This is a genomic window from Pseudofrankia asymbiotica (genome assembly GCF_001983105.1).
Classification (GTDB): domain Bacteria; phylum Actinomycetota; class Actinomycetes; order Frankiales; family Frankiaceae; genus Pseudofrankia; species Pseudofrankia asymbiotica.
Genome location: NZ_MOMC01000024.1, coordinates 84,794 through 107,356 on the forward strand (window position 1 = coordinate 84,794; position 22,563 = coordinate 107,356).

The following is a 22,563-nucleotide window of genomic DNA, read 5'->3' on the forward strand; positions in this document are numbered from 1 at the left end:
ATCCAGTCCCGCGTCGTCGCGAAGAGATGGCGCGCTGCTGCCACGCGACACACGATTTTCGGTCAGTAGTCCAGCCGAGATCCGGTCGTCGTCAAGCGCGACCGCTGTAGAGCCGGTTGACCGTCCCTGCCACGTCCGGACGCGCCGGGAACTCCCGGAGAGCCGGAAGCACGCCAGGCGACGTGTCCCCGCCTGGCGGCCGGTACACCACGGCGGCCGAAGCGGACCAGGTCCCTCGCCGGCCGCCCGCCATACACAAACCGGCAGGCCACGACCATGATTCCGATTTTGAAGGGCAGCGCCATCAGAACGTCCGTCACGGTCCACTCCGAGGACAGCAGCAGGGTGAACAGCGACATGTACAGCGCGGTCAGCCGCGGCTCGCGCGCCGGGTGCAGGGTCTCGTCCACGAACCGGTAGCCGGCCCCGATGACGACGGAGCCGACGAGCAGCACGAGCAGGCCACCGTGCCGGAACAGGTCCGCCTGCGGCGAGATCCCGGCCGCGCTGTACAGGTTCCGAGGTGTGCCGTAGTACTCCTGGTTGAAGGTGTAGCCGGCGGTCCGCACCGGCTTGCCCGGCCAGAGCGCGCGTGGGACCAGACCCTGCACCGGTTCGCTGAACAGCTCGGAGATGCTCCGGTAGGGCACCTGGCTCGGGGTCTTCTGGACGACGGCGGCGACACTGTCCACAGACCGGCTGCGCGCGGTGACGGTCGAGTTGATCAGGGTCGTCAGCGGCGGCTGATCCTTGCCGTCGCCGTCGCCATCGCCACCCTGCACTGTCCGGACGACGACCTGGGGGGCCATGGCGACCGCCGCGGATGCCGACATGTTCTCTTTTCCGTGCGTCCGGATGAGGTCCCGGTACGAGGCGTTGAACGGCACGACGACAAGCACGAAGATGGCCACAGCGCCGAGCAGTGAGCGCAGCGGCAACCGTCCGCGGACGACGGTGAAACTCACGCACACGGCGAGCAGGGCCCAGACGAACTGTCCTTTCATCCCGCTGATCAACCCGAAACCGACCTCGATCCCGAGCAGGACCAGGAAGGCCGTCCGTCGACGGATGCCACCGAACCGGGCCAGCTCGACCGACGCCATGGCGAGCGCGGCGACGCCGAGGCCACCGGCCTGCACCAGAATCTGCGCGTACCACGACGCGCCACTGACGGCCTTGGACGGGTCGGCCAGGTAGCCGAACTGCCCGAGGGTGATCTGGGCGACGCGTGCCACGACGGACACACCCGCGAGAATCCCCACGGCCATCGGGCGGTACGTCCCGCCGCCCTCGCCGACGCGCTCCGAGATCGCGACCGCGGCCAGCCGGCGGCCCGCCCGAAGCGCGTGCAAGCCGGGACCGACGAGATAGCCGATCGCCCACAGCGGCGCGGCCAGGCCGACGATGGCCAGCGCGTGCGCGACGCTCGACCGATCGATGGTCGCCAGAAAGTTGGGCTGCGGGTTCCGCCACGCGACGGACGCGAGCCCCATGGTCACGGCGGAGACCAGCAGAGACCATGGTCCGAGCCGGAACTGGCGCAGACCGTCTACGCGGCCACGGCGGCCACCAACCAACACGGCGATGGCCAGGTACTCGACCGTGAGCGCGATGGAGCGCAGGACCACCCGGTGGGGAACAGCCGGGACGATGACGAGGTCGACCAGCCACAGGGCGACCGCCACCGCGGCCAGCACGCCCCATATCGCCGGCGCACGGCGCGCGATACCTCCCGGTCCGGAAGGATCTTCCCCTCCAGAAGACACGGTCCGCGTCGGCGGGACCTCACAGGTGCCGACCGCGGTCACAGGACAACCTCGAGCAACTCGGTGAGCCGATGCTGGTAGGTGTGGTCGACATGGCTCCGTCGCGACGCGGCATCGCCGACAGCGCGCGCCGCCACCCGATCGTCCGCACACCATTTGATCCGATCGAGCAGCTCACCGAAGGTGCTGAACGCGAGGACCTCGCGGTCCTCGTCGAACAGCCCGGGCAGCGCCTCCCGCCGCTCGCACAGCACAGTGCCTCCACAAGCCGTCGCCTCGAACAGTCTGCAGTTCACGCTCTGCATCTCTGCCGGGTGCAGCGCGTTGACGACGGCATGCGCCCCGCGGAACACGGCTGCTTTCTCCTCACCGGCCACGTAACGCCCGGCGTGCTGGCGGACCAGCCACGGGTCACGAAGCCAGCGGGTTATCGCCGGCCCGTAGATCCGCACGTCGACGCCGTGGTCGAGGAGCTGCCCGATCAGCCGGGCACGGGCGCTGTACATGTTTCCCACGAACACGACATACGGCAGCTCTGGCGCGGTGGCCGGTGGCCGGTGGCGGACCGGGTTGCACGCCTCCGGCAGATAGTGCGCCGGCAGGTCCAGCAGGTCGGACAGCCGGCGGGCTAGCAGCGGGTCCTTGAAGAACAGGGCGTCGTAGTCGCCGAGCAGCATCCGCTGCCGGTCGAGGTTGGCCACGGCGTCCGGAAACCACATGCAGACCCGGACCCCTCGTCGGCGCAGCTCACGCACTGTCGCCGGCAACAGGTTGAGGTCGACCGAGACCACCACATTGATCCCCGCACGCTCGGCCGCCGCCACCAGACGGCGCTGGTACGCGAGGCCGGCGTGGTCGGAGGCCCGCCGGAGGAGTTCGAGGGTGGCCGCGACGGGCCGGCTGGCCGGCTGTGGGAAGGCCGGGCCGAGCGCTACCGGGTCAGCGCCGACGCCTGGCAGGCATTCGAGGATGTTCTCCGCGAAGCTGTCACCACCGATCGGCCCGATCACGCCAACCCGAAGCGCGCCGCCGACCGGAGCCGGAACCGCGGTGCCTGTACCGCTGGATGTCACGAGTGATCCCAGGGACAACCGCCGCCGGGTGCGCGAAGGAAGTGCGTCGTCGCGCATCCATGGGCCCCCCAGGCCGTCGTCTTTCATGCGTTTCCTCTTCCCGATTCGGAGGGGACGGTGATCCAGTCCTTGCGGCCCCGTCTGGTGACCCGATGCAGCCTGGCCGGCACGGATCTGGCCGTGACACCGACGGCGCGCAGCGCCACCTGGAGCAGGAGGACGAAGGTGACGAGGTAGGCGGCGCTCGAGGCGATCGCGGCACCGGCGACGCCGATCGTCGGCACCAGCGTGGCGAGCAGCACCACCGTCAGTACCGTGCCGGTCCACTCACAGCGGGCCACCGCGAGCGTCCGCCCGAGGCCGCGCAACACGTCATCCGTCGCCCGGTTGCAGCCGAGTACCGCCGCGCCTGGCGCGAGCAGCCAGAACAGCTCGAGGCTCGGCGCGTAGGCGGGTCCTAGCACCACATGCACCACCAGTGGCGCGACGACGCTCAGTACGCCGATGCACAACACGCCGATGACCAGGCTCGCGCCCACGGCGGCCAGCACGACCCGGCGGTCGGCCGCGGCGGCCGGGCCGTGCGCGACGGTCGCTCTCCCGGCCGCGAGACGGGGCATCGCGACGTTGCCGAACGCGGCGCACACCGGCTGCGGCAGCGTGGCCATCGAGACCGCGACGGCGTAATGCCCCACCTGGGCCGGCTGGACGATCACCGCCAGCAGAAGCAGATCCAGAGTTGTGTTGAGCAGATAAGAGACCGACGAGATCATCGACGCGCCGCCGTACCTGGCCAGCTCCCTGCCGACGGAGCGACGCAGCCGGCCCCGCCCGGGAAGCGCCTGACGACACAGGACCGCGGCCGCGACGGCCTGCAGGCCGATCGAGCCGATGAGGCAGAGCACCGCCCGTTCGACGGTCAGGAGGTCGGCCAGGGCCAACGCAACCACGGCGGCGGAATAGCCGATCGGTTGGAGCGCACGGGTCACATTCCAGCTGCCGAGCCGGGTTGCCTGCAGCGCGAATACCCAGGCGGCGGCGCCGAACACCAACGGTTGGGCGGCGAAGGCCAGCCGAAACGCCGACACCATGGCATGGTCGTCGACCACCAAGGGCGCAGCCGCGATACCCACCGCGCCGACGAGGAACCCCAGGCCCAACAGCATCGCCATGCCGGTGCGGACGGTGTCCCGGGCGTCGGCACGGTTCCGCGCCACCGTGTAGCAGACGGCGTAGGTCAGGCCGCATTCACCGATGGTCGCGGCGGCCAGCATGTAGGAGGCAATGACGGCGTAGGTGCCCCGCCCGGACGGTCCGAGATAGCGGGCGAGGATCAGGCCGCCTGCCGCGCCCAGCCCGCTGACGGCGACGCTTGTCGCCGCCGTCGCTCCGACAGAGGCCAGATAGCCGCCGCGTCGATGGACACGCGGGAGGCGGTGCTTTGCTCGGGTCACGTCGTCTGGTTCCGCGGGAACGGCGTGCGTTCGAGGGCCGCGACGACAGGGTCGAACCGCTTCCACCGAGGCGCGAGCGCCAGCACGTTCGACGTGAACGGGCCTTGCGTGGCGAGGCCCCGCCGGGTCAGATTGAAGATCATGTAGCCAAGCTCGGTGAGCAGGTCGACCAGCTCCGCCTGGCTTTGGCCCTGGCGGTTCAGGTGCCCGGGCAGCATCTCCAGCAGTAGCGCCGGCGACTGGGCGGCGAGCAGATTCCTGGCGCCGCGCAGTACGTCGATCTCGAAACCCTCGACGTCGATTTTGATGAGATCCGGGGGTCGGTGCCGCTCCGTGTACGCGTCGAGGGTGGTGAGCGGCGCGACGCGGTCGGCGGATTCGAGGCTGGTGACAGGATGGGAGAGGCCAGAGGCGTCACGGTAGACCCGCATACCGATCTCACCGACCGTCGCCCCGATGGCGCGGGACTCGAGCCGCACCTGCGACAGCCCGTTACGCCGGACCATCGCCTCCAGGATCGCCATCGTGTCCGGCACCGGCTCGAAGGCATGTACCTGCCCGGACGGCCTCACGAGGCCCGCGGCCCACAGGGTGTAGACGCCGATGTTCGCGCCGACGTCGTAGCAGCAGTCACCGGGGCCGAGCACGGCGGCGAACACCGGGGCGAGCGCGGGTGGACGGTAACGCAGCGCGGGCAACGCACGCGCCGAGCCATCCCGGGAGCTCTCGACGTCGAAGCGCATGCCGTTGACAAACCGGCCACGAAGCGGGCCGGTGTACTCGTCGGTCGACCCCTGGGCCCAGCCGACGACCCGGTCGCGACCACGCACATCGGGAAGGCTGGCTGCCAGCCGGCCGGCGAGGCGCCAGCGCAACGGGCCCTGTCCGTGTCCTTGGCCGAGCCGTCGCAATGTCGAGGCGGTCCGCCGGGTCGTCAGAAGATCCACGTGGCGAACCCTAGGTGGGACCTGCCAGTTGYGTCCGCTCCGCCTGATTCCGTCAGACGGCGTCGGCGTGCCGTGGCCACGCTCCGTCGTCTCGATGTTTGGACACCTAGAGTCACCGCCGTGCTCTCTACGCATCGCATCGATACCGAGGCTGAGACCGGGGTTCGCCGCCCTCGTGTCCTGCTGCTGGCGCCGTCCGGAGGGCTCGGCGGTGGCATTGAGCGCTACCTCGACGCCGTCGAGCAGCGGCTGCGCGCCGGCGGCGCCGACGTTCACCGAGTGGACCTGCGCGGCCCGGAGAACCCCCTCAGTGTGCGGACCCGGTTGCGTTTCACGGCCGTGGCCCTGCGTACCGCCCTGCGGTCCGGCCCGTTCGACACGGTCTTCGCCGGTCTCCCGAATCTCATCCCAGTGGCCGCGCTGGCCGCGCCCCTCGCCAGGGCGCAACGTGGCCTGATCCTGTTTCACGGAACGGACATCTGGGCGATGCGAGCCGTGGATCGGGTGATACTCACCTACCACCCAGGCCTGCGCCCCATGACCGTAAGCTCCTACAGCTCCGGCGCACTCGCCCGCGTCGGCATGGCACCGGTGCTGCGGCCCGGCATCGCCACCGCGTGGCGCGCGGCCCTGATCGCCGCGGGCGATYGGCGGCCCACACCCAGCACCGTCCCTACGTTGCTCAGCGTCTTCCGGCTCAACGACGCCGACTGGGTGGGCAAGGGACTGCGCGAACTACTCGCGGCGCTGCCGGCGATCCGCGCTCACGTCGGCCCCGTACGGCTAGTTGTGGCCGGCCAGGGCCCGGTTCTCGACGCGGTACGCCATGCGGTCGCGGGGCATGAGGACGTCGACCTGGTCGAGTCGCCGGACGACAAGGCGCTGGCCGAGCTGTATGCGGCGGCAGACCTGTTCGTGCTGTGCACCCGGACCCGGGTCCACCCGCCGCGCAGCGGCGAGGGCTACGGGCTGGTATTGACCGAGGCACAACTCGCCGGCTGCCCGGTCGTCGGACCGGCATACGGGGCGCGTGACGCGTATGTGGACGGCCTCACGGGCGCGACCCCCGCCGACGAGTCCCCCGAGGCGCTCACCGCGGTGCTGGTGGACCTGCTCTCGGACCGGGCCCGACTCAACCAGATGYGGCAACGCTGCGCGGAGTGGGCGCGGATGACCACCGAGCCGGAGGAGCACATCCGAAACGTGTTCATGGCCGTCCTCGGCACCCCGCCGCCCACGCCGCCCACGCCGCGCCCTCGACGGACGCGGCAGGCACGGGCCGAGCAGGCAGAAAACCCCACCAGCCTGACCGCCGCGACGTCCCCACCGCCCACCCCCACGCAGACGGCTCCCACCGCATCGCGGTCCGCTCACCGTGCGGCAAGCGACGTCCACTGAGGACGACACCGAGACCGGTGAGGCCGCCGGCCGGCTTGGTGTCCGGGCGTTCGCGGCGCCAGGCGGCGATGACGTAGGGAACGGAAGGGCCGGGGTACAGCACCGAGAGATCCCGCCGCCCGACACGCCGTGCGAACGCGTCAGGCAGGAAATGAACCCTCGGTATGCTCACACCAGGTAGTCAATTGATGCCCGCAAAGGTGCAGGGCGGACTGGCGTAGCCACCTGAGTGAGCTAGCGGGCTCGGGTGGCGCCCTCTCAACCAGGCTAAGCCAGGGAGATCGCATGAATCGGCATGGAGGAATTTCCGCGGGAGGGACGAGATGAACGCCACGCGGTCTGCCACAGCGCAAACCTCTACCACAATCCCGCATCCACGTCGGGACCCGAACCCCGCTGCTAACCATACCGACACCGGCATCGCTGGCCCGGACCGTGAGCGCCTATACCGCCGCTACACCACGACGCACAGCGGCGAGACTGACCAAGAGCTCACGAATCGGCTGTTCCGGCGCGACATCGCGCCGTTCCTGCCCRCAGATCGCGATGCCGCTATCCTCGACGTTGGTTGTGGGCAGGGCACGCTCGTCGCCGCGTTTCGGGACGCCGGTTATCGACGGGTTCGTGGTGTCGACGCCAGCCCCGAGCAGGTGGCGACCGCGCATCAGGCCGGCATCGTGCAGGTCGAGCAGGCGTCGCTCGACGCCGCGCTTGAGGCTGTGACCGACCAGCTGGACGTGGTGACCGCCATGGACCTCCTCGAGCACCTCACCCGCGACGAGCTCCTACGGACGCTGGACCTGATTGCCAGGGCGCTGCGTCCAGGCGGTCTGCTGCTCGCCCGCACCCCCAACGGCGTAAGTCCATTCGCGGGCAACTACTATCACGGGGATCTCACTCATGAGATCTGCCTCACCCCACGCAGCGTCAGTCAGGCTCTAAGACTGACCGGATTCGCGACTGTGAGCATTCGGCCGTGCGAGCCTMTGGTTCACGGCGCGTCCGGTCGGGTTCGCTGGATTCTGTGGAAGCTCCTGAGCGCCGGCTACAAGCTCGCTCTCGGAGTGGAGACAGGCGGCCCTCGGGGCCATGTGGTCACCCAGAACATGCTGGTCACGGCCCGTACCATGACCGAGTCCCCGAAGTAGGGTCGGGTCCTCCCATGGGCCGGCGGCCTCACCTTGTCAGTACGCAGCCGCCGTTTTGTGATCAGTTCGGGCACACCCGCGGCCGGGATCGCCGGTCCAGCATCTCGGCAGGCAGCACGCCCGGTCCAAAAAGGTGTGGCCTGGGCGGCGGCGCACACGAGTCCGATCACCTTTCCTGGGGTCTCCGGTCTCGTCGACCACCGGGACCCCGTCCCCGGTCGCCAAGCCGCTCGACGACCTGGGCACGGTGATCCCGGCGGCGTGAACGCCGCCGTTCGGCATCCCCGACGCGGGCGGCACGGGCCGCGTCTACTCGGTCCGCCGTCAGGCGGGCTCCACGATCATCCAGCCGACGGTTGACGTGTCGGAAGCGGAAGCCGACGTGATCGTGAAGCTCGTTCCCGCGACCCTCGCGGAAACCGCCATCGGCTGAGGCGTGCCGACTCCGCTCAGGTTCTGCGGAGTCAGGAGGATCCGGCTGTTGGCGGTAACAGCACTTGTCGCGACTGTGGCTGAACCGCTAACCAACGTGGCGGTACCGAGACAGGCATTGGACCCCTCCTTGACCAGGAGTCCGTTTCCGGCAGTACCCACGATCAGGTCGCCATCTGTCTTGAGGGACACATTGGCGGCGAGGTTTCCGGACCCGTCCCGTTCGATTGTCACGTCCTCGGCCGTGCCGAAGTCGATTCCGTCCTTGGCGGCACCCAGACGCAGCCGCAGGGTGTCGTCCTCACTTCGGATTCTGGTCGCGAACCCCTTGATGGTCACATAGGATCCGCCGGTACCCGAGTCGATGGTCATCGCCCCACCGACGCCCGCTGTACCGCTGTTAATCCACTGGTTCGCGCTGATGGACCCTTCCAACGTCGATTCGAGACGCCTGAAGGACACCTCCTGCGACTGGGTCCCGTAAATGGACAAACCGTTGTACAGACGCATTTCTCCCGCCGCTGTGACGCCAAGTGACAGGGGCCTGTCGAGCGTCACCGCCGCATTTGTCCCGCTGGCCGTCGCGGCGGCCGACATGGTGGCCTGAGTAGGGGACACAATGGACGCGATCGTCGTCGCGGCCGGAATGCCGGTACCGCTGATGGAAATACCCACGTCATCGGCACGGAAACCCGCGCTCCCCGACGAGACGGTCGTCGAACCGTTGGTCGTCGCGAAGTCCTCGAACACCCGACGGCGCCCCACATAAAATGTACCGAGCGCGAGGAGGTCCTTTCTGAACTCAAATGGCGTTCCACTCGTCGCGTCCATGAATGGCGCGTTGGTCGATTCGTCCAGGTCCAGAACGTAGTGATCACCGATATTGTCGTTGCGGTCGACGATCAGCTCGTTGGTGTGGACGACCGGATGGAAGGCGTTGCCCTGGGCATCGATCAGCGCGCGCGTCGAAAGCCACTTGCTCCGCTGGCTCATCGCCCGGTAGAAGTTCCCCTGGTCACACCCCGCGCTGCTCGCGTAGGAAATTAGGTTCGACACCTTGGTCAGCTGCGTCGAATCAATGGATCCATGATGGAAGAGGACGACGATGCTGCGGTTCGCCACGGCCTCGTCGATGTACCCCTCGATGGCTGACTGGGACGGAGCGAGGATGTCTATTCCYGGGACGTCGAAGGGATCCGGCGCGTTTCGGCTGACCACGCCCCGGCTACAACGGAAGAACTCGTGCCGCCGGCTGACTATTTCTTTTACCCGACTGTTCGCCGATCCGCCCGGATAGGAACCCGTCTTGACCGAAAAGCCGAATTTCGATTGAATGTCGCCGATGGCGGCACCAAGCAGGAGGTCGAGCGCCGCAGCACCGTATGTCAGGTAGTAGTTCCCAAGATCTTCATGATTCTTGCCGTGCGTGGCGACCTCATGGCCGGCGGAGACGATTGCCGCAACCTGGGCGGTGGTGATGTACGAGTCCCCGTATACCGGAGATGTCCCGGGCTGGTCCACCCAGTCGACCGACAGGAATAAGGTTCCCTTGATCCCGCTGGAGGCGAGCAGCGAGAAGTATCCCGCCTGGGTGTCGTAGCCGTCGTCGCCAGCCCAGACCACGAAAGGTCCGGGCTCATCGCTTGTCAGGCTTACCGGAGCGACGTTAAATTGCATGCGTTCCTCCCCGAAACGGATCGTTCGGTCGTATGCGTTCACCAAAGGGACAGGCCGCATGTCGCTGTGATCGGCAATGATGTCATCCTGTCTGGGTTTTCCCAGATGTCCTTGGCCGAGCGGAAGATGGGCCGGTTGATGGCGCTGACGCGGCGCGGGCGGGCGCGGTAGCGGTCAGGGGTGCGCCAGGTCCCGAGTGGTGTCGAAGCCGCGTTCACCGTGGGCTCGGACGGCGGCGCGGGCGCCGACGTCCGTGGAGATGACAGGCTGGGGCAGGGCGGGACCGATGCGCTGGCCGTGGGTGGGTGTACCCCGCCGTCACGCGCCCGATGGGGCCGTGTTTCTACTCGTCCTCCGCGGGGCCGTGGAGGACGCGGGGCCGCGGAGGCCGCGGAGGCCGCGGAGGCCGCGGGTCGATGACTCGGAGGGGTGTCCCCGCCAGGCGGCCGATGCTGGACCTCTGGACAGCCCGTCGAGCCAGCCGCTTGACAATGTTTCCAGATTGGGAAACTGTTTCCAACATGGATGACAACGTGTTCACGTCGAGCCTGCACTACCGCGACCCGAAGGCGGCGCTGTCCTGGCTGGCCGAGACGTTCGGGTTCGAGGTCACGATGGCGATCGACGGACCGCCGGACGCCCCGGAGATGTGCCACTACGAGATGAGCTGCGCCGGCCGCGGGCGGATCATGATCGGCGGCGAGTGGGCTGAGTGGGCTCGCAGTCCGGCGAGCGTCGGCGGGGCCAACACGCAGCGGGTGCACGTCCAGCTACCGGACGGTCTCGACGAGCACTTCGAGCGGGCCAGGGCCGCCGGCGCGGAGATCCAGGCCGAACCGTCGGACCAGTTCTACGGCGACCGGACCTATCGGGCCGTCGACCTCGAGGGCCACACCTGGACATTCTCGGCGCACATCCGCGACGTCACGCGCGCGGAGGCCGAGACCGAGCTGGGACAGCCGATCATGGCCACCGACTGGGCATGAGCGAGCCAGCGCCCGCGAGGCTGGACGGCACGCTGGCCGCGCTGGCCGACCCGGTCCGGCGCCGTGCCGTGGAGCTGCTCGCCGAGCGGCCGCGCCGGGCCGGCGAGCTGGCGAAGGAGCTCGGCACCGCGCCGTCGACGATGAGCAAGCATCTGCGGGTGCTGCGCCAGTCCGGCCTGGTGACCGAGACCAGCCCCGAGTTCGACACCCGCGTGCGGATCTACGCACTCACCTCGGCGCCGATGGTGGAGCTGCGCCGTTGGCTGACCGGCGCCGAGCAGGCCTGGGCGGAGCAGCTCAGCTCCTTCGCCGCCCATCTGGGACGCGACGCGGGCATCGCGCCCCAGGCGCTCGACACCAACGACGAGTCTGCCGCGACCGATGGTCCCGACGCGGGCGACCCGGCCGAGCGGCTGGACGAGGGGTTGGGGGCATGACAGAGGGATCACGCGTCCTGGTCGCGCTGCGGGTGCCAGCTCCCGCGGCGCGGGCGTTCACCGTGTTCACGGCGCAGATCGCCGACTGGTGGCGTCCAAACGGACTCTTCTCGTTCAGCGACCGCACGGGAACCCTGGCCTTCGAGCCGGGCCCGGGCGGCCGGCTGGTCGAGACCTATGACGACGGCGACGCGTTCGTCGTCGGCCACATCCGCGTCTGGGAGCCGCCCAGCCGGCTCGTGCTCAGCTGGCGCCACGCCAGCTTCACCCCAGACCAGGAAACCGAGCTGCACGTCCGGTTCGACGAGATCCGCGACGACGCCGCCGGCCAGCCCGTCCAGACTCGCGTCACCGTGGAGCACTTCGGCTGGGACCGCCTGCCGCCCGAGCACGCGGCCCGCCACGGCTTCCCGCTGGCGTCCTTCCAGCTGCGCTTCGCCGAATGGTGGCAGTCGCTGCTGCGAACCCTCGCCCGCGTCGCCGTCGAGACCACCGGCGCGGGAGGCCACTGGTGATCTGGTGGGATCCTCGGAGCTCGGGGTCCGAGGATCCCACCAGATCATGAACCGGGCCATGATCCGGTGGAATTGTCGGCACCGTCCTGATCGACGGTCACAGGATGTTCCCTTCAAAGCACCGGATCGGCATGGTCGGCGGCGGCGGCGCGGGCGTCAGTGCCGAGGCGCCGAACGGCGATGCGGCGCAGGGTCCAGGTGATGATGCCGGCCTTCGGCGGCGCCGACGTCAGCGCCGCCAGGCCGGCGCCGAGCCGGTCGAGCTCGGCCTGGTCGTCGCGGAACAGCGGGTCCGCCCGCCAGATGGCGAGGTTCATGCCGAACATCGCCGCCGCGGCGGCGACCGGCGGGCTCAGCCGTTCGGTCGCGTTGTACTCGACCTCGAAGTCCGGTGTCGACTGGTGGGCGGCCAGGTCGTGCAGCGCGGTGTTGAGCAGCCGGCCGGCGTGCAGCGTCGTGCCGCGGGCGGCGAGCAGGCGCCTGGCGTCGTCGAGATAGGCGGCGAGAACGGGCTGGTCGGTGTCGATGGACTCGATCTCGTCGAGCAGCAGCACGCCGCGCGGCGCGAGCTGGGTGATCCAGCCGCCGATGGCGGTGGTGACGTCGGCCAGATGCGCCAGCAGAAGCCGCGCGTAGACCACGTCGGCGCCGCGGGCCTGAGCCGGGAACGGGACGCGCCGGACGTCGTGGCGGACGAACCCGATCTCGCCCGTCTCGCCGCCCCGGGCGCCGGCACCGTTCACGTGACCGGTCTGACCCGGCTGAGCTGCCCGGCTGTCGACGTCCACGCCCGTGTCGGCGCCTGTGTCGGCGCCTGTGTCGGCGCCTGTGTCGGCGGCTGGGGAGGCCGGGGCGGCGATGCCGGAGGCGGCGGCGAGAAACGCGGCGGACGCGTCCAGCCCGACCGTGCGGCGCGCGCCGGTGGCGGCCGCGAGCAGGCGGGTGGTGTGGCCGGGCCCGCAGCCGAGGTCTACCGCGAGCGCGGGCTCGGTGCCCGCCGGCACGCGCGCGGCGACGAACGCGCGCGATCCGGGGTCGAAGATCTCGGAGACGAGGCCGAGCCGCCGCACCGCCGCCTCGGTGTCGCGGAAGGCGTACGGGGTGAGGATCTCGAACGCCGGCTCGACGGTGACCGGGCAGGCGAGCGACGCGGAGATGTAGCACTGCTGGTGCGCGAGCTGGACGAGCCGGCGCAGCCGTTCCTCGGTCGCGTCCGTGACGGCGGTGATCCGGGGGCGCAGGGTGATCTCGGTGATCCGGCCGCCGCCCCTGCCGTCCTCGGTCATGACGGCGTGGCCGGCCTCCTGGTAGTCGCGCACGTCGACGCGGGCACGGGCGGCGACCGCGAGAAACGACAGCAGCTGGCAGGACGCCGCCGACAGGACCAGGAGCTGCTCGGGGTTCAGCAGTGCCGGGTCACCGCGGAAGGCCGGATCGGCGGACAGGCGCACGGCCGCCGGGGCGGTACCCGCGTGCCCGGCGTGCGCCCGCGAGTACCGCTCGTACCCGGCCCCGGTGGATCCCGACCACGAACAGGTGACCGAGTAGCTGTGCGTCGGCGGATGCGGCTGGGTGGCGTGAGTCTGGGCGGCAGCGACCATGGCCGCCATCCTCACCCAGCCGCGGCACCTCGTTAAGGGAAATTTCCGCGAGGTGTCCGCGCGGCCGACCTGGGCGACCTGTCCGTCCTGTCCGTCAGCGGGGGCTCGACGTCGGGCGGTCCGCCTGCCGCCGCGTGTCCGCGTGCCGGCCGAGACCGGTCCAGCCCGTGGCTCCGGTGTCCAGGTGCCCGCCAGCCTGCTGGTCGCGGTGCATCCGGCCGCCCGTCACCAGCAGGTCCACGCCGTACACCAGCAGGAACAGGCCGAACAGCAGGGCGACGCTGACGGCACCGGCATACGGGTGGGCGAACACGACGATCCCGAACAGGACGCTGGCGACACCGAGCAGCCCGAGGCTGAGGCGAAGACCGCTGGTCCCCCGGGAGGCGACGGCCGAACCGATCTCGATCACTCCGGTGACCACCGCCCAGGCCGCGATCCAGACGGTCAGCACGAACGCCGTGATGCCGGGCCACGCGAGCGCCACGATGCCGGCCACGATGTCCAGGACTCCGAGCAGCACATGGCCGGCGACCGGGCCGGCCCGATCGCTGGCGAACGCGCGGTGGAACTGGCCGAACGCGTCGCAGAACACGTAGATCGCGAACAGCGCCACCAGTACGGCGATGGTGACGCCGGGCCAGGCTATGGCGAAGATCCCCATGATCAAGGCAATCACGCCGCGCACCAGCATGGACGTGGATGTGGATCTGACTATGTCTGTCGACCCGGCCATGTCTGCTCACCCCCTGAGCTTGTTCGCTCTCTCTGCGTGTACATGCCCAGGTGGGAGCGACTTCAGACGGCGGGCCGGGCGCAGGCCAGGCGACAGATCAGACGCCTGGTCAGACCCGCGGGTCAGGCGACGGGGATGTCGCGGCGGCGCAGGCCGGCGAGGCCGGCGGCGCCGAGGGCCACGGCCAGGACGCACAGGACGGCCAGCGGGAGAGCGGTGACGGAGCCGCCGGGAGGGCGGGTCGCGTGGGTGAAGGGCGAGACGTCGAGGAGCCAGTGGCTCAGATTCAGGCCGGAGCCGACAAGCCCGATCAGCAGGCAGGTGGCCAGGGCTCCCCAGCCGACCGGCCACAGGCGCGGGAGCAGGCCGAACAGGGCGAGTGCCAACGCGGCGAGCACCGCCACGGCGGGCAGCTGAACGGCCGCCGCGCCGACTGCCCTGGCCGTCTCGTGGCCGACGTCGCCGGAGCTGGCCCCGTACACGAGTCCCGTGACGGCCCCGGCGGCCAGCATCGCGAGTGCCGGGCCGAGAACCGCCAGGACGAGATGGCTCGTGGCCCAGCGCAGCCGGCCCACGGCCGTGGTCAGGACGGGCTCCGCCCGGCCGCCCGCCTCCTCGGCGCGCAGGCGCAGCACCGCCTGGATGGCGTAGCCGGCGGCGATCATCCCGAGGATGGACATGATCGAAGCCAGGTAGGAGCTGACGAGCTCGGCCCGGCCGCCAAGGCGGGTGAGCACGTCCCGCAGGCCCGGGTTGTCGCCGACGATGTCCGTCACGCCACTCGCGACGCCGCCGAAGACGGCGCCGAGCAGCGCGAACCCGGCGACCCAGCCGGCGAGCAGCCCTCGATGCAGCCGCCAGGCCAGCGCCAGCGGCGAGCCGAACGCCGGCCGTGCCGTCGCCGGCCCGAGTCGGTCGGGCAGCAGGCCCGCGCCGAGGTCGCGCCGCGCCGACAGCGCCGCGGCCACCGCCACGAGCACGGCGACGATGCCGGCGGCCACCGCGAACACCCACCAGTGCCGGGCTCCGGACGGCCCGRCGAACGGGTGGACGCGCTGGAGCAGCCCGACCGGCGAGACCCACGACAGCCATTCCAACGGGCCCCCGGTACCGCCGGGGGTGGCGGAGCCGCCACGATCGCCGAGAATCCGAGCGGCGTAGGAAGCCGCGAGCACGCCGACGCCGATCCCGCGCGCGGCGCCCGCGCTGGTCGTGAGCTGCGCGGTCACCGCTCCGACGCCGGCGAAGATCCAGCCGGCGGCAGCCCATTCCAGGCCCACGGCGACCGACCCGGCCACGGGCAGGCCGCGCAGGCTCAGCGCGACCGCGGTGATCAGGGCGGTGCTCAGGTTCGCCACGAACACGACCGCGAGCGCCGCCGCCAGACCAGCCTGCCGGCCGACGACCGTCGAACCGATCAGTTCGCGCCGGCCGGCCTCCTCCTCGGTCCTGGTGTGCCGGATGACGGCGAGCAGGCTGATCAGCCCGATGACGACCGGGATGAACCCGCCGCGCCAGGTGACCAGCTCGCCAAGGCTCGCGCCGGAAAGCCTGCCGTAGAGCGCCGTGAACGTGCCGTTGTGCGCGCTGGTCGCGGCGAAGCGCGCCCGGTCCGCGGGTGTCGGGTACAGGTCGGCGAACGTCACGGCGAAGCTGACCGGGAGGATCCCGACGACGTAGACCCAGATCGGCAGCAGCAACCGGTCACGCCGCAGCACCAGCCGCGCCAGGGCGCCGGTCCCCCACAGGTTGGTCATCGCCGCGCCTCCGCCCGCCCGTCGCCGGTGGGGGCCGTCTCGACGGGCGCGCCGGCGGACGCGGCGCCGCCTTCCCGACCGGTCCGGTCGTAGTGGCGCAGGAACAGCTCCTCCAGCGTGGGCGGCTTGCTCACCAGGCCGTGGACCCCGGCCGCGGCCAGCCGCGACAGCGCGGGGGTAAGCGCGTCGGCGTCCGCCTCGAAGCTGACCCGGTCACCTTCGGTCACCAGGCCGTGGACACCGGGCAGGGCGCCGAGACCGGCGGCGGTCGCCGCCGYGTCCGCCGTGGCCACGAGGTCCGCCACCACGACGGTCCGGGTGAGGTGGCGCATCTCGGCAAGCGTGCCCGCCTCGACCGCCCGCCCGTCGCGGATGATCGTGACCCGTTCGCACAGCGCCTCGACCTCGTCGAGGAGATGGCTGGACAGCAAGACCGTGCGCCCGCCCCGACGCCGCTCCTCACGGATGTACCGGCGGAACTGGTCCTCCATCAGCGGGTCGAGACCGCTCGTCGGCTCGTCGAGCAGCAGCAGCTCGACGTCGGACGCGAACGCGGCGACGAGCGCGACCTTCTGCCGGTTGCCCTTCGAGTAGGACCGGCCCTTCTTGCGCGGGTCCAGGTCGAACCGCTCCAGCAGCTCGGCCCGCCGCCGCCGGTCCAGGCCGCCGCGCAGCCGGCCAAGCAGGTCGATCGCCTCGCCGCCGGACAGGTTCGGCCAGAGCGTCACGTCGCCGGGCACGTACGCGAGCCGGCGGTGCAGCTCCGTCGCGTCCCGCCAGGCGTCCTCGCCCAGCACGGTCGCCCTGCCGGCGTCGGCCCGCATCAGCCCGAGCAGGATGCGCAGCGTCGTGCTCTTGCCGGCGCCGTTGGGCCCCAGGAAGCCGTGGACCTCTCCGGTGCGGACGGCCAGGTCCAGGCCGTCGAGCGCCCGGGTGGCCCCGAAGCTCTTGACCAGCCCCTCCGCGCGGATCGCCTCACTCATGTTCGTGGTCCTTCGCCATCGCGCCCACCGCCGACGTGGGGTGCCGCCGCCGAGGACGCGGACGAGAGCGGCTGGCGTGCCTGCAGTTGGTCATAGGCGGCCCGCGCCTGAGCGGCCTGGTCCTCGGTGAGCAGCGGATGCGTGTAGATGTCGAGGACGGCCCTGCCGAGGCGGAGGTTCCCGCTGGCGTCGAGGATGTCGGCACCGAGCGCGCGCGAGACCTGGTCGTGCAGCATGAGCAGCCCGGTCTGCATGGCGACCAGCGCGGCGGCGAACGCCCGCGGATCGGCCGGCCTCGTCGGCAGCCGCCCGGCCTGGGCCCACTGCTCGGTGACGTCGACCATGCGGTCGAACAGCGCGGCGGCCGACGGTGAGCCGTCGACCAGCGACCGCGCCAGGTAGCGCTGCATCAGCAGCATCGACGGGTAGACGGCCGCCATGAACGTGGAGTCGGCCAGTCCCCCCGCGAGGATGGCCTCCTCCTTGACGGCCATCGCATGGTCTAGCGCGTGCGCGTCACACGCGTCGCGCAGCGCCTCCTTCGACCCGAAATGGTGGCGCACCAGACCCGAGGACACGCCGGCCGCCGCGGCGACCCCCCGGATCGTCGTCGCTTCGAAGCCCTGTTCGGCGAACAGCCGCAGCGCCGCGTCCCGGATCCGCGCCTTGGCGGTCAGGTCCTCGTTCGCTCGCTCCATCCGCGTCACCTTCTTCTCTTCCCGACGTCGACTATACGGAGAAGCAGTCAGCTACACACTCGTGTAGTCCTTCCCGAAGCGCGATGACCTATGCCCTCTTGCGCGGGGCGCCTCGAAGCTGTCCGGTCCGCGGAGACAGTTCGGGCGGATACGCGGGGATCGCGTTAGCGTGCCGGAGTGGCTGATTCAGCGCCGATCGTCCTGATACATGGCTTCGCGTCCTCGAGCGAGCACGGCTGGCGCCCGGCCGGCTGGATCGACCTGCTGCGGGAGACCGGGCGGGAGGTCATCGCCGTCGACCTGCCCGGGCACGGCACCGCCCCCCACTCGATCGACCCGGCGGACTACGCCGACGTCGCGGCGACCGTCGCCGAGGCGTTCGCCGACCGCGGTCCCGTCGACGCCGTCGGCTTCTCCGCCGGCGCTCGCCTGCTGCTCGAGTGCGCCGCGCGCGGGCTCGCCTCGTTCGAGCGGCTGGTGCTGATGGGCATCGGCCCGGCGGTTCTCGAGATCCGCGAGGCCGTCCCGTTCGCGATCGACAACGCCGACCCGGCGGACGTCCGGGCTCGACTCTTCCGCGGCCTCGCGCGCAGCGCGGGCAACGACCTCGGCGCACTGGCCGCGTTCGCTCGCCGTCCCGTGGAGCCACTCACTGCCGTGGAGCTGGCCGCCGTCACGTGTGAGGTGCTCGTCGTCACCGGCGAGCGTGACGGCGCCGGCTCGCCCGAGGCCCTGGCCGCGATGCTGCCGAACGCCGCCGGCGTGACCATCGACGGCGCGGACCACTTCTCCCTGCAGTCCAACATGCGCGCCATGGACACCGTCCTGAACTTCCTCGGCGCCTGACACCCCGCCGCCATTCCGGCGGACGGCATCCGCGACACTTGCCCGCGGGGTGACACAGGAGGCGAGGAGGGTGACGCCGCGTGAGACCGCTCCGTGCGGACGACCCCCGCGTCGTCGGCGGCTACCAGCTGCTCGGCGTCCTCGGCGGCGGGGGCATGGGTCGCGTCTACCTGGCCCGCGGCCACGGCGGCCGGACCGTGGCGGTCAAGGTGATCCGCCCCGAGTACGCCGACGACCCCTCGTTTCGCGTCCGGTTCCGGCGGGAGGTTGACGCGGCCCGACGGGTCGGCGGCCCCTGGACCGCCCCGCTTCTCGACGCCGACCCGGACGCCGAGCATCCCTACCTCGTCACCGCGTACATTCCCGGGCCGTCGCTGACGCAGGCGGTGGCCGAGCATGGCCCGCTGCCGGCGCCGACCGTGCGCGCGCTCGGCGCCGGCCTCGCCGAGGCGCTGATCGCCATCCACGGCGCCGGCCTGGTCCACCGCGATCTCAAGCCGTCGAACGTGTTGCTGAGCCTGGACGGGCCGCGGGTCATCGACTTCGGGATCTCCCGGGCGGTCGACGCCTCGGTGCTCACCCGGACCGGCTCGCCGATCGGCTCGCCCGCGTTCATGTCGCCCGAGCAGGTGGGCGGCCTCGACGCCGGCCCAGCCAGCGACGTGTTCTCCCTGGGCTCCGTGCTGGTGTTCGCCGCGACCGGCACCGGTCCGTTCGACGGATCCATCGTCGCCGCGGTGCTGCACAGCGTGGTCACCCGGGAGCCGAACCTCGCCGCCATGCCCCCCGACCTGCGTGACCTCGCGCGCGCCTGCCTGAACAAGAACCCGGCCGCGCGGCCCACCCCACCCGCCGTGCTCGCCGCGCTCGCGCCAGGCGGCGGCGCGGCGGCGCTGGTCGCCGCGGGCTGGCTGCCGGCCGACCTCATCACCGGGCTGGGCCGGCAGGCCATCGCCCTTCTCGACCTGGACGCGCCCGCCTGGTCGCACACCGGGCCGCCCACCGGCCAGGACCCAGGCAGCACACCGGGTTCCCGGAGCAGCCACGACCATTCGTGGGGCTCCGGGACAGGCACGGCGTCGGCGCCGCGACCCCAGGCCGTGTCGATCCCCCCAGCCGCGACGGCACCGCCCGCCGGCGACTCGCGCCAGCGCCGGCTCATCGTGGCCGCGGCCGCCGGTTTCCTGAGCCTTGTGGTCGCCGCCCTGCTGGTCGTCCTGCTGGTGCTGCCCGGCTGGAGCGGTGACGAGGGACCCGAGGGCCTGGAGACCACCAGCCCCAGCGGTTCCCCGGACGTCTCCTCCGGCCCTGAGCGCAGCGTCTCGAACTCCCCTGACGGTTCCAGCCAGCCGAGCCAGACCGGCGCCCCGCGGTCCGGTGCGCTGCCCGCGAACTACGTCGGGACGTGGGAAGGACGGGTCACCTCCGGTGAGGGCGTCGTCTCCAACGTGGTGATCACGCTGCGGGCGGGCGAGAACGGACAGACCCTCGGCCACGCGGAGTCCACCCTGGTCCAGGCCCTTGGTATGGACGTGGAACCGCTCACCTGCACGGGAGAACTGCGGTTCGACGGAATCGGCGGCCCCCGCGGCGACGAGGTGATCGTCGTGGACATTCCCGGCTCTGGCGAGAATCCAGTCATAATGGGCATACATGCATGTACCCAGGGTGACGTCGTGCGCCTGCATCTGGAGACCGACGGCGGGCTGACCTACGCCTCCGATTCCTCCGCCGCCGGCCGGCCGACCGGCGTCCTGCGTCGCACGCCGTAGTCGGTCAGCGGTCGCGGAGGCGGTAACGGCTCCAGGGCAGGGGGTCGCTGGGACCGCGCCTCGGCCCAGGCACGGCCGGCGGCGGCGCCGAGTCGGTGGCCGCCGCGGTCCGAGGCGTGGGGACGGCCGGATCGGCGCTGGTGACGCGCGCTCCACCAGCGGCGACGTCCCGAGAGGCGGAGGCTCCGGCCGCGGGCGCGATGCCGCCGGCGGCGGAAGGACGGCCGGTCTGGTAGCCGAGGGCGATCTCGGCGCGAGCCAGCCAGTCCAGGTCGAGAGCGGGGGTGACCCGCGCGAGCAGGGTGTTCAGGCGCTCGACGAGCGCGTCCGCCTCGGGGCCGCGGCGCTGGCGGCGGGCGGCCACCGCCCAGCGGCTGGCCGCGTCCTCCAGATCACTGAGCGGACTGGTGTCGTGCAGGCCGCGCCGGATCATGCCGGCGAGCTCACCGGAGAGCCGGCTGGAGCCGGACCGTTCGGCCAGGGCGACCAGATCGGACGCGACGGCCAGCGCCCGCCCCCAGGCGAACAGGCCGGCGTGCCGGCGGGGAAGCGCGGCCAGCTGGCTGACCCAGCTGGTCGTCACGCCGAGCGTGCGGGCCAGCTCGCCGAGGCCTCGGCGGGAGCCGTCCTCGGGGAGCAGCTGGTGGACCGTCATCGCCTGCAGGCCCGCCCGCTTGTCGGCGAGTTCGCGCAGGGCCCGCCACCGGACCACCGGCGGCGCCGCGGCCCACAGCCGCGTCATCGCGGTCAGCAGCTCGTCCACCTGCTGGTCGACCTGATCATCGCGTTGGCTCATCCGCGAAGACGCCCCTCACCTCGTGTATTGGCACTTAACCTCCATTAAGTGACAATAAACGCTTACGCGCCGCTACTGGATAGCTACGCGGGGGGTGGGCCTTGGTTGATCTAGCAACTCCCGGCGATCTCCAGCACTTCCCTGGCAATTGCCAGGTACGGGGTACGCCGTCCAGGAGAGTGCCTTGGCGCGGACGGCCGTAAGCGCCTGGCCATCCTGCGGCGCGGCGGCGAACTGGTCCGCTGGCAGGCCGTAGGTGAAGGCGTCATGGATCGCGGCCTTCACCGCTGTGGCGAAGGTCAGCCGGCGCTGGGCAGGGTCGGGGACGGGTAGCCGGCGGGGGGCTCGGCGGCCCAGGCGGCGGCGCCGACGGCACCGGCGAAGCCGTCGATGGCGGTGACGACCCGCGGGTTCTCGACGAGAACGGTGTAGCGGGACATGATCTCGTCGATGTGCGGGCGGAAGGCCGGCAGGCCGGCCGACACCCCGCCACCGAACACGATGACCTCGGGCGCCAGCGTGTTCGCGAGGCAGGCCAACGCGATGCCGAGGGCTCGCCCCGCGCGGGCGACCAGGCGCGCGCAGGCCGGCTCGACGGGGGCGAGCTTGACCACGTGCCCGGGCGTGACCAGCTCGGGCCGGCCCTCGACCGCCGCGGCGAGCGCCGGCGCGGAGCCGCTCCGGACGAGGTCGGCGCCCATCTCGGCCAGTGCCCGGCCGCCCGCGATGGTCTCCAGGCAGCCGATCGCGCCGCAGCCGCACTTGCGGCCGTCCTCGGGCTCGATCGGCATGTGCCCGATCTCGCCGCCGCGGCGCTGGTAGCCGAGCCGCAGCTGGCCGTCGGAGGCGATCGCGCCGCCGATCCCGGTCCCGAGCGTCACGAAGATCGCGTCGGCCGCCGTGGCGGCGGCGCCGTGCCGCAGCTGGCCGTAGGCGAACGCCCGTGCGTCGTTGGCGAGGTTGACCGGCCGTCCGATGGCGTTCGCGAGCTCCGGGCCGATCGCCCGGGCCGGCCAGTCGCCCGGGATGTTCGGGACCACGAGCAGCTTGCCGGCGATCGGGTCCAGCGCGCCCGCCACCGCGATGCCGATCGCGCTGGCCGCCGGGACCTGGTCGGCCAGGCCGGCGAGCGCGCGCAGCACATCGTCGACGCCGGTCCGCGGCGTGGGCACCTGGCCCTTGTCGATCACCGTGCCGTCGACCAGGGTCACCCACTTGATCGACGTGCCGCCGAGATCGAGGCCAAGAACCGGATCCGTGCCCACGCCGCCCGCGCGTGGTACGCCGTCCTGAGTCACCGCGCCATTCTCCGTCTCTGCCAGCGAGGCCGAACCGTCTTCGGCCTAGTTATCACCCAGTTGCCGCGAGCCGCGTCACATACCTGCCAGTGATGCCCGACTTTGGTGCCCTCGTGGCGGCGAGCCGACCGCCTGGGCGCCGAAGGCACCAGGCTGGTCGAGCGCCTCCGGCCACGCGAGACGCCGCCGTCGTGGCATCGTCGCGCAGCCGCCGCCGGGTCGGCCTGGCGGCTCCGGCCCCGC

General features: G+C 71.3%; 19 protein-coding genes. 7 read left to right on the plus strand and 12 right to left on the minus strand.

Annotated elements, in window-relative coordinates; translation table 11 throughout:
• Positions 1 to 62 precede the first annotated feature (62 nt).
• The 4 genes from BL253_RS13025 to BL253_RS13040 form a co-directional block, all read right to left on the minus strand.
• The gene (locus BL253_RS13025) at positions 63 to 1,697 is read right to left on the minus strand and encodes a hypothetical protein (protein WP_241834744.1); all 1,635 of its coding nucleotides are present in this window, start codon (positions 1,695 to 1,697) and stop codon (positions 63 to 65) included.
• A gap of 107 nt (positions 1,698 to 1,804) precedes the next feature.
• The gene (locus BL253_RS13030) at positions 1,805 to 2,839 is read right to left on the minus strand and encodes a CgeB family protein (RefSeq protein WP_081438265.1); all 1,035 of its coding nucleotides are present in this window, start codon (positions 2,837 to 2,839) and stop codon (positions 1,805 to 1,807) included.
• Between the two features lie 83 nt (positions 2,840 to 2,922).
• A complete protein-coding gene (locus BL253_RS13035) occupies positions 2,923 to 4,293 on the minus strand; it encodes a lipopolysaccharide biosynthesis protein (RefSeq protein WP_076816725.1) in 1,371 nt (456 codons plus the stop codon).
• Complete coding sequence (locus BL253_RS13040; RefSeq protein WP_241834745.1) at positions 4,290 to 5,240, minus strand: FkbM family methyltransferase; 951 nt, start codon at positions 5,238 to 5,240, stop codon at positions 4,290 to 4,292. Before BL253_RS13040 ends, BL253_RS13035 begins: the two co-directional genes overlap by 4 nt.
• 120 nt (positions 5,241 to 5,360) lie before the next feature.
• Between BL253_RS13040 and BL253_RS13045 the strand changes: the two genes are divergently transcribed.
• Positions 5,361 to 6,638 (plus strand): glycosyltransferase family 4 protein, encoded by a 1,278-nt coding sequence (locus tag BL253_RS13045; RefSeq protein ID WP_241834746.1) that lies wholly within the window; start codon positions 5,361 to 5,363, stop codon positions 6,636 to 6,638.
• Positions 6,639 to 6,961: 323 nt separating this feature from the next.
• Positions 6,962 to 7,786 carry a class I SAM-dependent methyltransferase gene (locus tag BL253_RS13050; protein WP_081438266.1) on the plus strand — a complete coding sequence of 275 codons (825 nt, stop codon included), beginning with the start codon at positions 6,962 to 6,964 and terminating at the stop codon, positions 7,784 to 7,786.
• A 324-nt stretch (positions 7,787 to 8,110) separates the two neighbouring features.
• On the opposite strand, the gene BL253_RS13055 is transcribed toward BL253_RS13050, so the two are convergent.
• On the minus strand, positions 8,111 to 9,895 hold the full coding sequence (locus BL253_RS13055; RefSeq protein WP_076816728.1) for a polysaccharide deacetylase family protein: 1,785 nt from the start codon (positions 9,893 to 9,895) through the stop codon (positions 8,111 to 8,113).
• Positions 9,896 to 10,416: 521 nt separating this feature from the next.
• Here BL253_RS13055 and BL253_RS13060 point away from each other — a divergent pair.
• Genes BL253_RS13060 through BL253_RS13070 form a run of 3 tightly spaced genes read left to right on the plus strand, consistent with a single transcriptional unit; the run spans position 10,417 to position 11,833 of the window.
• Complete coding sequence (locus BL253_RS13060) at positions 10,417 to 10,881, plus strand: VOC family protein (protein ID WP_076816730.1); 465 nt, start codon at positions 10,417 to 10,419, stop codon at positions 10,879 to 10,881.
• Positions 10,878 to 11,318, plus strand: a complete 441-nt coding sequence (locus tag BL253_RS13065) for an ArsR/SmtB family transcription factor (protein ID WP_076816732.1) — start codon at positions 10,878 to 10,880, stop codon at positions 11,316 to 11,318. Before BL253_RS13060 ends, BL253_RS13065 begins: the two co-directional genes overlap by 4 nt.
• A complete protein-coding gene (locus BL253_RS13070; protein ID WP_076816733.1) occupies positions 11,315 to 11,833 on the plus strand; it encodes an SRPBCC domain-containing protein in 519 nt (172 codons plus the stop codon). Before BL253_RS13065 ends, BL253_RS13070 begins: the two co-directional genes overlap by 4 nt.
• A gap of 113 nt (positions 11,834 to 11,946) precedes the next feature.
• Here BL253_RS13070 and BL253_RS13075 read toward each other — a convergent pair whose 3' ends face one another.
• The 5 genes from BL253_RS13075 to BL253_RS13095 all read right to left on the minus strand — a co-directional run bounded on the left by BL253_RS13075 (position 11,947) and on the right by BL253_RS13095 (position 17,608).
• The gene (locus tag BL253_RS13075) at positions 11,947 to 13,434 is read right to left on the minus strand and encodes an OsmC family protein (protein ID WP_076816735.1); all 1,488 of its coding nucleotides are present in this window, start codon (positions 13,432 to 13,434) and stop codon (positions 11,947 to 11,949) included.
• Positions 13,435 to 13,528: 94 nt separating this feature from the next.
• Positions 13,529 to 14,113, minus strand: a complete 585-nt coding sequence (locus BL253_RS13080) for an HdeD family acid-resistance protein (protein ID WP_241834747.1) — start codon at positions 14,111 to 14,113, stop codon at positions 13,529 to 13,531.
• 179 nt (positions 14,114 to 14,292) lie between these two features.
• Complete coding sequence (locus BL253_RS13085; RefSeq protein ID WP_076816739.1) at positions 14,293 to 15,927, minus strand: ABC transporter permease; 1,635 nt, start codon at positions 15,925 to 15,927, stop codon at positions 14,293 to 14,295.
• Positions 15,924 to 16,910 carry an ABC transporter ATP-binding protein gene (locus BL253_RS13090; protein ID WP_076816740.1) on the minus strand — a complete coding sequence of 329 codons (987 nt, stop codon included), beginning with the start codon at positions 16,908 to 16,910 and terminating at the stop codon, positions 15,924 to 15,926. The genes BL253_RS13085 and BL253_RS13090 overlap by 4 nt, the downstream gene beginning before the upstream one ends.
• On the minus strand, positions 16,907 to 17,608 hold the full coding sequence (locus BL253_RS13095; RefSeq protein ID WP_076816742.1) for a TetR/AcrR family transcriptional regulator: 702 nt from the start codon (positions 17,606 to 17,608) through the stop codon (positions 16,907 to 16,909). Before BL253_RS13095 ends, BL253_RS13090 begins: the two co-directional genes overlap by 4 nt.
• A gap of 177 nt (positions 17,609 to 17,785) precedes the next feature.
• Between BL253_RS13095 and BL253_RS13100 the strand changes: the two genes are divergently transcribed.
• A complete protein-coding gene (locus BL253_RS13100) occupies positions 17,786 to 18,454 on the plus strand; it encodes an alpha/beta fold hydrolase (RefSeq protein WP_076816744.1) in 669 nt (222 codons plus the stop codon).
• A gap of 80 nt (positions 18,455 to 18,534) precedes the next feature.
• Positions 18,535 to 20,226, plus strand: a complete 1,692-nt coding sequence (locus BL253_RS13105; RefSeq protein WP_076816745.1) for a serine/threonine-protein kinase — start codon at positions 18,535 to 18,537, stop codon at positions 20,224 to 20,226.
• 4 nt (positions 20,227 to 20,230) lie between these two features.
• Here the strand turns inward: BL253_RS13105 and BL253_RS13110 are convergent, their stop codons facing one another.
• Together BL253_RS13110 and BL253_RS13115 are read right to left on the minus strand one after the other, a co-directional pair.
• Positions 20,231 to 21,022: a hypothetical protein gene (locus BL253_RS13110; protein WP_076816747.1), complete on the minus strand. Its 792-nt coding sequence runs from the start codon at positions 21,020 to 21,022 to the stop codon at positions 20,231 to 20,233.
• Positions 21,023 to 21,321: 299 nt separating this feature from the next.
• A complete protein-coding gene (locus BL253_RS13115) occupies positions 21,322 to 22,320 on the minus strand; it encodes an ROK family protein (protein ID WP_076816748.1) in 999 nt (332 codons plus the stop codon).
• Between the last annotated feature and the right edge of the window lie 243 nt (positions 22,321 to 22,563).

Coding starts and splice junctions, on each gene's coding strand:
- BL253_RS13110 (WP_076816747.1), bottom strand. CDS start 21,022: ATGAGCCAACGCGATGATCAGGTCGACCAGCAGGTGGACGAGCTGCTG.
- BL253_RS13065 (WP_076816732.1), top strand. CDS start 10,878: ATGAGCGAGCCAGCGCCCGCGAGGCTGGACGGCACGCTGGCCGCGCTG.
- BL253_RS13095 (WP_076816742.1), bottom strand. CDS start 17,608: ATGGAGCGAGCGAACGAGGACCTGACCGCCAAGGCGCGGATCCGGGAC.
- BL253_RS13070 (WP_076816733.1), top strand. CDS start 11,315: ATGACAGAGGGATCACGCGTCCTGGTCGCGCTGCGGGTGCCAGCTCCC.
- BL253_RS13075 (WP_076816735.1), bottom strand. CDS start 13,434: ATGGTCGCTGCCGCCCAGACTCACGCCACCCAGCCGCATCCGCCGACG.
- BL253_RS13060 (WP_076816730.1), top strand. CDS start 10,417: ATGGATGACAACGTGTTCACGTCGAGCCTGCACTACCGCGACCCGAAG.